The organism is Promicromonospora kroppenstedtii DSM 19349, from assembly GCF_000515355.1.
GTDB lineage: Bacteria > Actinomycetota > Actinomycetes > Actinomycetales > Cellulomonadaceae > Promicromonospora > Promicromonospora kroppenstedtii.
The window spans coordinates 197,346-207,329 of the sequence record NZ_KI911686.1; the positions used below are offsets into that span (position 1 = coordinate 197,346).

Genomic DNA, 9,984 nt, shown 5'->3' on the forward strand with positions numbered 1-9,984 from the left:
CCGAGAAGTCCGCGGGCGCCGCCGCCGTGGGCTCCGTGCGCGTGCTGGCGAGCGACGCGGCCGGCTCCGGCCGCCCGGGGGTGACGGCATGACCCCCGCCGGGCTGGAGATCTCCGGCGGCGAGACCGTCCTGTTCTGGGTGATCGCGCCGCTCATGGTGCTCGCCGCGCTGGGCCTGCTGTTCGTCAAGCGGGCCGTGCACGCGGCGATGTGCCTCGTGTTCGTCATGGTCAGCATGGCCATCCTGTACATCGCGCAGGAGGCGCCGTTCCTCGGCGTCGTGCAGGTGGTCGTGTACACGGGCGCGGTGATGATGCTGTTCCTGTTCGTGCTGATGCTCGTGGGCGTCGACGCGTCGGACTCGCTCACCGAGACCATCCGCGGGCAGCGCTGGATCGGTCTGCTCATCGGCATCGGCCTCGCCATCGTCCTGGGCGGCGTGGTCGGGCGCGCGGCGTTCCCGCCCGCCGTCGGGCTGAACGGGGGAGACCCGGGCGGCGTCGCGAACCCGCAGGGCCTGGCCCGCGTGCTGTTCGCCGACTACGTGCTGGCCATGGAGGCCGTGGGCGTGCTGCTCGTGACGGCCGCCGTGGGCGCGCTCGTGCTCACCCACCGGCGCCGGCTCACGCCCAAGCAGGACCAGCGCGCCGTCGCCGACGCGCGGATCCGTGCCCTGCCCGACGGCGTGGTGCTCACCCCGCTGCCGTCGCCGGGCGTCTACGCCACGTCCAACGCGATGGACACGCCCGCGCTCGGGCCGGACGGCGAGCAGGTGCCGCAGTCGGTGTCGCGGGTGCTGCGCATCCGCGGCCAGGAGAAGGCGGCCCCGCACGCGCCGGGCACCGAGCTCGTCGAGACCCAGGCCCAGGTCGGCGGGTCCCGCTCGACCGGAACGCGTGAGGGAGAGGCCTGATGGACATCACCAACTACGTGGTCCTGGCCGCCGTGCTCTTCGCCGTCGGAGCCACGACCGTGCTGCTGCGCCGCAACGCGATCGTCGTCTTCATGGGCGTGGAGCTCATGCTCAACGCCACGAACCTCGCCTTCGTCACCTTCGCCAGGATGCACGGCGACCTGACCGGCCAGGTGCTCGCGTTCTTCGTCATGGTCGTCGCCGCCGCCGAGGTCGTCGTCGGCCTCGCCATCATCGTGACGATCTTCCGTACCCGCCGCTCGGCCTCGGTCGACGACGTCAACCTGCTGAAGGGCTGAGACGTGAACGAAGTGATCGGGCTCGCCCCCTGGCTGGTCGGCTTCCCGCTGATCGGCGCGGCGATCCTGCTGCTGGGTGGCAGGGCCACCGACCGCTGGGGCCACTGGCTCGGCGTGCTGGCCTCGGGTGCCTCCATGGTGGTCGCCTTCATCCTGATGTTCCGCATGATCGGCACGCCGGTCGAGGAGCGCAGCGTGGACCACCACCTGTGGACGTGGTTGTCCGCGGGTGACCTGGGCGTGGACCTCGGCCTCCGGCTGGACCCGCTGTCGGTGACCTTCGTGATGCTCGTGACCTTCGTCGGCACGCTCATCCACATCTACTCCGTGGCCTACATGGACCACGACCCGGACCGGCGCCGGTTCTTCGCCTACCTGAACCTCTTCGTCGCGGCGATGCTCGTGCTGGTCCTCGCGGACTCCTACCTCCTGCTCTTCGTGGGCTGGGAGGGCGTGGGACTCGCGTCGTACCTGCTCATCGGCTTCTGGGACACGGGGCGGCCCTCGGCGCGCGAGAACGCGGTGGCGGCCAAGAAGGCGTTCGTCATGAACCGCATCGGCGACATGGGGCTCATCGCCGCCATGGCGCTGCTGTTCGCCCACGCGGGCGCCCTGGACTTCGGCACCGTCCTGTCGGACGACTCCGTCGGTGCGATGTCGCAGGCCACTGCTACCGCGGTCGGGCTGTGCCTGCTCCTGGCCGCGTGCGGCAAGTCGGCGCAGTTCCCGCTCCAGGCCTGGCTCGGCGACGCGATGGCCGGCCCGACACCGGTCTCCGCCCTCATCCACGCCGCCACCATGGTCACCGCCGGCGTCTACCTCATGGTGCGCTCCGGGGCCATCCTCGAGGCGGCACCCACCGCGCAGCTCGTCGTCGTGCTGGTCGGCGCGGTGACCCTGCTGTTCGGGGCGATCGTCGGCTGCGCCAAGGACGACATCAAGAAGGCGCTCGCCGCCTCCACGATGTCCCAGATCGGCTACATGATGCTCGCCGCGGGCCTCGGCCCGGCCGGGTACGCGTTCGCGATCTTCCACCTGCTCACGCACGGCTTCTTCAAGGCGGGCCTGTTCCTCGGTGCCGGCTCGGTGATGCACGCGATGGGCGACCAGACCGACATGCGCCGCTTCGGCGGGCTGTCGCGGTTCCTGCCCATCACCTGGATCACGATGGGCCTGGGCTGGCTCGCGATCCTCGGGATCCCGCCGTTCTCCGGCTTCTGGAGCAAGGACGGCATCATCGAGGCCGCGTTCATCCCGGTCGAGGGCCAGCCGTGGCGGGCGTGGGTGTTCGGCACGGTCGCCGTGCTCGGCGCCGCGATCACCGCGTTCTACATGACGCGCCTGTTCTTCATGACGTTCGGCGGACGCCGTCCGCGCTGGACCGAGAACCAGCACCCGCACGAGGGCTCGCCCCTGATGTGGTGGCCGCTGGTCTTCCTCGGCGTCGGCTCCGCCGCGCTGGGCCTCGTGCTCGGGATCGGCGGCACGTTCACCACGTGGCTGGAGCCGGTGACCGGACACGCCGAGCACCACGAGCCCGTGCTGCCGGTGCCGGTGATCATCACCGCCACGCTCGTCGTCGTCGTGCTCGGGGCGCTGCTCGCGTTCCGGATGTACGCCGTCAACCTGGTCCCCGAGGAGGCTCCGCGCGGCTCCGTCCTCACGCGGGCCGCTCGCAGGGACCTCTACCAGGACGCCGCCAACGAGACCCTCGTGATGAAGCCCGGCTACGGGCTGGCCCGCGTGGTGCAGGTCGGCGACCGGGACGTCGTCGACCGCGGCTGGAGCGTGCTGCCGCAGGCGGTCTCGTGGTTCGGCGGGGTGTTCCGCAAGGCGCAGACCGGGTACGTCCGCTCGTACGCGGCGGGCATGGCGGGCGGCGTGCTCGTCATCGCCGTCGTCGTGTGGCTCGTGGTGGGTCTCGGTGGTGCCCAGTGATCGGAGGAGAGATGTTTCCCTGGCTGACCGCCCTCATCGCGTGGCCGCTGGTCGGCGCGGCGGTGGTGGCGCTGGGCGCGCTCGGTCGCTCCCGGACCGGCTCCGCGAACGCGGGGACCGGCCTGGCCCGTCCGATCGCCCTGGTGTTCTCGCTGGTCGAGGTGGTCCTGCTGGTCGGGGCGTTCCTCGCCTTCGACACCGGCGCCGCCGCCGAGCACCAGCTCGCCGAGACCCACGCCTGGATCCCGCAGATCGGCACCTCCTACGCGGTGGCCGTCGACGGCGTCGGCCTGCTGCTCGTGGCGCTGGCCGTGGTGCTGGTGCCGCTGGTGCTGCTGGCCGCCTGGAACGAGCAGGGGCGCGACGAGGTGCGCCTGCGCCGGTTCGTGGGCCTCGTGCTGCTGCTCCAGGCGTTCATGGTGGCGGTGTTCGCCGCGCGCGACGTCTTCCTGTTCTACGTGCTGTTCGAGGCCATGCTGATCCCCGCCTACTTCCTCATCGGCGGGTTCGGGCAGGGCGCCGGCCGGCGTCAGGCGGCCGTGAAGTTCCTGATGTTCAGCCTGGGCGGCGGGCTCATCATGCTCGCCGCGGTGATCGCGCTGTACTTTCTCGCGGTCGGCGCGGGCGTGGACCCGAGCAAGGCCTTCCTTCTGGACGAGCTGGTGGGCGTGAACCTCGGCACCATCGCCGAGCGCCTCATGTTCGTCGGGTTCTTCGTCGCCTTCGCGATCAAGGCCCCGATGGTCCCGGTGCACAGCTGGCTGCCCGACGTCGCGGGGAACGCCACCCCTGGCACGTCCACCCTGCTGATCTGCGTGCTGGACAAGGTGGGCACCTTCGGGATGCTGACCCTGTGCCTGCCGCTGTTCCCGGAGGCGTCGCGCTGGGCCGCGCCGTTCGTGATCGCGCTCGCCGTCATCTCGGTGCTGTACGGCGCGATCATGGCCATCATGCAGACCGACCTGCTGCGCCTGGTCGGCTGGACGTCGGTGAGCCACTTCGGCTTCATCATCCTGGGCATCTTCACGTTCACGCCGCTGGGCACCGCCGGGTCGAGCTTCATGATGCTCAACCACGGGCTGGCCACCGGCGCGCTGTTCCTGGTGGCGGGGTTCCTCGTGGCCCGCCACCCGGAGCGGTCGCAGCGGATCACGGACTACCGCGGCCTGCGGTCGGTCACTCCGGTGCTCGCCGGGACGTTCCTCGTGGCGGGCCTGGCGACGCTGTCGCTGCCCGGCCTGGCCACGTTCGTCAGCGAGATCATGGTGCTGATCGGCGCGTTCGGCGGTGCCCCCGCCGGATCGGCCGCCTGGACCGTCGCGGCGATCCCGGGCGTGGTGCTCGCCGCGATCTACGTGCTGCTGACCTACCAGAAGATCTTCACCGGGGCGCCGGCCGAGGGGCTCGAGGTGCTGCCCGACCTCAAGGCGCGTGAGCGCATCGTCGCGGCCCCGCTGGTGGTCGGACTCCTGGTGCTCGGCCTGGTGCCGGGCCTCGCCCTGACCTACGTGGACGCGCCGGCGCAGCAGTCGGCGACGACCATCGCGGTCGACGAACCGGCGGACGCCGCCGCGCAGATGGGGAGCGACAAGTGAACGAGTTCGTGGCACCCGAGATCGACTGGCTCGCCCTCGCACCGCTGATCGTGGTGCTGGGCGCGGGCGTGGTCGGTGTGCTCCTCGAGGCGTTCGTCCCGGCCAGGGCCCGCCGCGTGACCCAGATCGTGCTCACGCTGGCCGCGCTGGCCGGAGGGCTCGCGTTCGTCGTGTACCTCTGGCCGCAGATCGTGGCGCAGCCCGTCCAGGTGGTCGGCGGCAGCGTGACGCTGACACCGTTCGCGCTCGGCGCGCAGGGCATCATCGCCCTGCTCGCCTTCCTGGGCGTGCTCGTGGTGGCCGACCGCACCGCCACCGGCCAGGACGCGTTCGCGCCCACGGCGTCGGCGGTGCCGGGCACCTCGTACGAGGACCTGGCCCGGAAGTCCGGGTTGGAGCAGACGGAGATCTACCCGCTGCTGCTGTTCGCGGCCGGCGGCATGATGCTCTTCGCCTCCACCGACGACCTGATCGTCATGTTCATCGCGCTCGAGGTGCTGTCGCTCCCGCTGTACGTGCTGTGCGCCACGGCGCGCCGGCGCCGGCTCCTGTCGCAGGAGGCCGCGGCCAAGTACTTCCTCCTGGGCGCCTTCGCCTCGGCCCTGTTCATCTTCGGCGTCGCGCTGATCTACGGGTTCGCGGGCACGGTACGGCTCCTGGAGATCGCCCAGCGGGTGCAGCAGGGCGCCCTGCCCCTGGAGGGTATGAGCGCGCTGCTCGTCGCTGGTGTGCTCCTGGTGACGGTGGGCCTGCTGTTCAAGGTGGGCGCGGTGCCGTTCCACGCCTGGACGCCCGACGTCTACACCGGCGCGCCCACGCCCATCACCGGGTTCATGGCCGCGTGCACCAAGGCGGCGGCGGTCGCGGCCCTGGTCGAGGTGCTGTACCGGATCTCCATCGGCGTGCAGGCGGTCGACCCGGAGATCATGCGGCAGCTCCAGGTGGTCGTCGTCGTGGTGGCCGTGCTGACCATGGCCGTCGGCACGGTGATCGGGTCCGTGCAGACCGACGTGAAGCGCCTGCTGGCCTACTCGTCGATCGCGCACGCCGGCTTCCTGCTGGTCGGCATCGCGGGCTTCGGCCCGCAGGTCCAGTCGTCCACCCTCTTCTACCTGCTCGCCTACGGCATCGCGACGATCGGCGCGTTCGCCGTGGTCACGCTGGTCCGGGAGCGCCGGGTCACGCCCGGGGCGCAGGAGGACAACGGTCCCGTGGCCGACGACGGCGTGGTGCTCGGCGAGGCCACGGAGATCGCGCAGTGGGCGGGCCTGGGGCGCAAGGCCCCCTGGCTCACCGCGGCGTTCGCCCTGTTCCTGCTGTCCATGGCGGGCATCCCGCTCACCGCCGGGTTCATCGCCAAGTTCGGCGCGTTCGCCGGGGCGACGTCGGGCGGCCTGTGGTGGCTCGCCGTGCTCGGTGTGCTCGCGTCGGTGGTCGCCGTGGCGTTCTACCTGCGGCTGCTGGTCGTCATGGTGTTCCAGCCGGGGACCGTCGAGCCGGACTCGCAGGCCGAGCCCGTCGAAACCGGGGTCCCGACGAGCTCGACCGGCGACGGCGGCGAAGGCCCGACCGAGGGTGGCGGCGTCGCAACCGCGACCAAGGTGCAGGTCACGGCCGCGCAGCGCGTCGTCGTCACGGTGGTGCGGTCGCGTGGTCCGGCCGCCGTGGCGATCGCTGTCTGCGCGATCGCGACGGTGATTCTCGGCGTTTTCCCGTCTCTGGTTCTTAATCTGGTGGCAGAGGCAAGTAAGTTCGTGCCGTGACCTCCGTACCGCTGCCGCCCCAGACGACGACGGGTACGTCGGCGTCCGCACTCCCGGCCGCTCCGACTGACCTGCCCGACCCGACCGCGCTCGGCCTGCCGATCACGGACCCGGAGCTGGCGTCCCGTCTCGCGGACCGGCTGACGGTGGTCGACGGGGTGCTGTCGGACGCCGTCTCCAGCGCCGACAAGCTGGCCGACGGCGCCTCCCGGCACCTCGTCGACGCGGGCGGCAAGCGGTTCCGGCCGCTGCTCACCCTGCTCACGGGTGAGCTGGGTGACGGTGCGGCCCCCGGCGTCGTCGACGCCGCCGTGGTGGTCGAGCTGACGCAGGTCGCCTCGCTGTACCACGACGACGTCATGGACTCGGCGCCGATGCGCCGGGGCGCCCCGGCGGCCCACATGGTGTGGGGCAACTCGGTGGCGATCCTGGTGGGCGACATGCTGTTCGCCCGCGCCTCGGCCCGGGTGGCCGAGCTCGGGCCCGAGGCGGTGATCCTGCAGTCCCGGACGTTCGAGCGGATGTGCATGGGCCAGCTGCACGAGACCATGGGCCCGGACGACGGCGAGGACGCCGTGGCCCACTACCTGCAGGTGCTGAGCGACAAGACGGCGTCGCTGCTGTCGGCGTCGGCCCGGCTGGGCGCCATGCTCGCCGGTGCGCCGAGGGAGCAGATCGAGGCAGTGGGTGCGTTCGGCGAGAAGGTCGGCGTCGCCTTCCAGCTCGCCGACGACGTGCTCGACGTCGCTTCGGAGGGCGAGACGTCGGGCAAGACGCCGGGCACCGACCTGCGTGAGCACGTGCCGACCATGCCGGTGCTTCTGCTGCGCCAGCACGTCGCCTCGGGCTCCGCCACCGACGACGACAAGGACCTGCTCGCGACGCTCGACGGCGACCTGTCGTCGGACGAGGTGCTGACGGGCGCCCTGCAGCGCCTGCGGGCGCACTCCGTGCTCGCCGACACCCGGGAGCTGGCGGTGCGCTGGGCGCGCGAGGCGGCCGCGGAGCTCGCGCCGCTGCCGGACGGGCCGGTCAAGGAGTCCCTGGAGCAGTTCGCGCAGGCCCTGGCGGACCGGGCGGTCTGAGATCAGCATGAATCTACTCTAAAAATGTTAGAGTAGATTCATGTACGCGGCCGAGGTGGACCAGACGTTGATCCTTCCAAGGGAGGAAGCGCTCGACGGCCTTGCCCGGCTGCCTGAAGGTCAGTGGTTCGAGCGCAAGTCCGGCAGGGTCGATCCGAAAGATCTCGCGGTCCCGCTCGTCGCGCTGGCCAACGCCGAGGGTGGTTGCGTCGTCGTCGGATTCCACGACGGCGCGGTCGACGGTGTGCCACGGGCACGGGTCAACGCTCTTCGTCAGGCAGCCCAGGACTTCACCCGGCCCGTCGTCCGGGCTCGGGTCGAGGAGGTCGAGCTCGAGGGTGACGCGTGCATCCTGCTTCTGCGCGTCGATCCAGGAGACGCCGTTCACGAGACCGCCAAGGGAGACGTGTACCTGCGGGTCGGCGACGAGTCACGGCGCCTCGGATTTGCACAACGCCAGGAGCTCGAGTACGACCGGGGTTCTGCGCCGTTCGACGGTACCCGGGCTCGTGCGGAGATCGACGATCTCGATCCGGATCAGGTGGAGGCGTACCGGCTCGCCATTGGCTCGGCGTCCGCGGAGGGCATGCTGCGTGCACGGGGCCTGCTGACCCGCTCGGGCGAGCTCACGGTCGCCGCTTACCTTCTGTTCGGGGCCTCGCCTCAGATGCTCTACCCCAACGCGCACGTGCGCGTGCTGCGGTACACGGATGTGGATCGCGGCACGGGAGCGAGACTCACCCTTGATGACGCCGGCGACGTGCGCTGCGAGGGGTCGATCCCGCAGCAGATCGATCGGGCCGCCCAGGAGATCGAGCGGCTGCTACCCCGTCGACGAGTGCTGACGGGCTCCGGGCGCTTCGAGGCGTCCGGGATCGTGCCGCGCGACGCCTGGCTCGAAGGCCTGGTCAACGCGGTGTTGCACCGGTCTTACAGCATGGTGGGCGACCATGTGCGGGTCGAGCTGTTCCCTGACCGTGTCGAGATCTCGAGCCCCGGTAGGTTCCCGGGCCTCGTCAACCCGGAACGTCCGCTCGACATAAGTCGGTACGCGCGTAACCCGCGGATCGCGCGCGTGTGTTCGGACCTGGGCATCGCCCAGGAGCTCGGCGAAGGAATCCGGCGGATGTTCGATGAGATGCGCGCCCGTGGTCTGACCGATCCGATGTACACGCAGACACAGAGCGGCGTGCGGTTGATCCTGTCAGCGCTCGACACGGTGCCCAGGGAGGTCTCCGACCAGTTCTCACGAGGAGCGCGACAGGTGTTGGAGGTTCTCCGGGTGGCTGGGCGCCCGTTGGGTACGGGGCAGGTCGCGGAGATGGCGGAGCTCACCCGCCCGACTGTCATCCGACACCTGCAGAAGTTGCAGGATCTGGGGGTCGTTGTCTGGGAGGGGCAGTCGCCGAAGGACCCCAGGGCGGTCTGGCGAATCGTCTGACAGGGTCCCTGGCGGACCGGGCGGTCTGAGCGCCGGGCCAGTTCCGAAGACAGTGACGAAGTTGTGATCAAGCCTCTGACCTGGTGCTTCGTCCCAGGCTAAGGAATTCACCCGTCCAGGAAGACCCTCTAACGTTCCGGTTGTCGGAGGCAACGGCTAGGCTGCCGCCACCGCCGCCGATCGAGCCTTGAGGAAAGCCTGTGCCTGCATTGAAGGTGTCGACGCGCTCGGCGGTCTCCGGAGGCGTCGTCGCCGTCTTCGGCGGGGCCCTGGTCCTGCTCATGCTGCTGCAACAGGGCGAGTCCACGGCCAGGGTCGACCTGGACGACTCCGGCGTGTGGGTCACCAAGACCTCGGCGGGACTTCTCGGCCGGTTCAACAACGAGGCACAGGCGCTGGACGGCACGCTGCTGTCGGGCTCGTCGACGTTCGACGTGCAGCAGGCGGAGTACCGGGTGCTGATGACGGATCCGGGCACCGCCACCGCGAGCCCGGTCGACCCGGCGCAGCTCACACTTGGCGGCACCATGAGCGCGCCCGCCGGCGCCGTCATCGCTTCGGGCGGGCACACCACGGCGGTGCTGGACCCGGAGGACGGCCGCCTGTGGGTGCTCCCGTTCGAGGCCGCGGTCCAGTTCAGTGCTGATGACCTGGACCCGACGGCGGAGCTCGGGCCGGGCGCCCGGGTCGCCGTCGCGACCGACGGCACGGTCTTCGGCGCCGCGCCCGCCAAGGGCCGCCTCGCGACCGTCACGACCAACGGCTCGGGCACCGTCGACGAGGTGACCGACTCCGAGCTCGCGGTGGGCAAGGGCGCCGAGCTGGAGGTGACCGCCGTCGGGGACCGGCCGGTGGTGCTGGACCGCACCGCGGCGACGCTGGTGCTGCCCGGCGGTGACGTCGTGGACCTGGCCGGCGGCGCCGAGGCGCGGCTGCAGCAGCCCTCCGGC

The 9,984-nt window shown here is 71.0% G+C and carries 7 protein-coding genes and 1 pseudogene; all 8 read left to right on the top strand.

What is annotated here, in order from left to right:
- Nucleotides 1-88 precede the first annotated feature (88 nt).
- Nucleotides 89-913: an NADH-quinone oxidoreductase subunit J gene (locus PROKR_RS15550; RefSeq protein ID WP_036964527.1), complete on the top strand. Its 825-nt coding sequence runs from the start codon at nt 89-91 to the stop codon at nt 911-913.
- Nucleotides 913-1,212, top strand: coding sequence for an NADH-quinone oxidoreductase subunit NuoK (nuoK, locus tag PROKR_RS15555; RefSeq protein WP_036964528.1), 300 nt, complete (start codon nt 913-915; stop codon nt 1,210-1,212). The genes PROKR_RS15550 and nuoK overlap by 1 nt, the downstream gene beginning before the upstream one ends.
- Nucleotides 1,213-1,224: 12 nt before the next feature.
- Complete coding sequence (gene nuoL / locus PROKR_RS15560) at nt 1,225-3,150, top strand: NADH-quinone oxidoreductase subunit L (protein ID WP_036964529.1); 1,926 nt, start codon at nt 1,225-1,227, stop codon at nt 3,148-3,150.
- Nucleotides 3,151-3,161: 11 nt separating this feature from the next.
- Entirely contained in the window at nt 3,162-4,745 is a 1,584-nt protein-coding gene (locus tag PROKR_RS15565; protein ID WP_036964531.1) for an NADH-quinone oxidoreductase subunit M, read from the top strand.
- Complete coding sequence (nuoN, locus tag PROKR_RS15570) at nt 4,742-6,508, top strand: NADH-quinone oxidoreductase subunit NuoN (protein ID WP_036964533.1); 1,767 nt, start codon at nt 4,742-4,744, stop codon at nt 6,506-6,508. Before PROKR_RS15565 ends, nuoN begins: the two co-directional genes overlap by 4 nt.
- Nucleotides 6,505-7,593 (top strand): polyprenyl synthetase family protein, encoded by a 1,089-nt coding sequence (locus tag PROKR_RS15575; protein ID WP_084800467.1) that lies wholly within the window; start codon nt 6,505-6,507, stop codon nt 7,591-7,593. The genes nuoN and PROKR_RS15575 overlap by 4 nt, the downstream gene beginning before the upstream one ends.
- Before the next feature lie 40 nt (nt 7,594-7,633).
- Nucleotides 7,634-9,034 (top strand): ATP-binding protein, encoded by a 1,401-nt coding sequence (locus PROKR_RS15580; RefSeq protein ID WP_051433031.1) that lies wholly within the window; start codon nt 7,634-7,636, stop codon nt 9,032-9,034.
- A gap of 200 nt (nt 9,035-9,234) precedes the next feature.
- Nucleotides 9,235-9,984: pseudogene (locus PROKR_RS35110) on the top strand (Ig-like domain-containing protein); the annotation flags it as partial.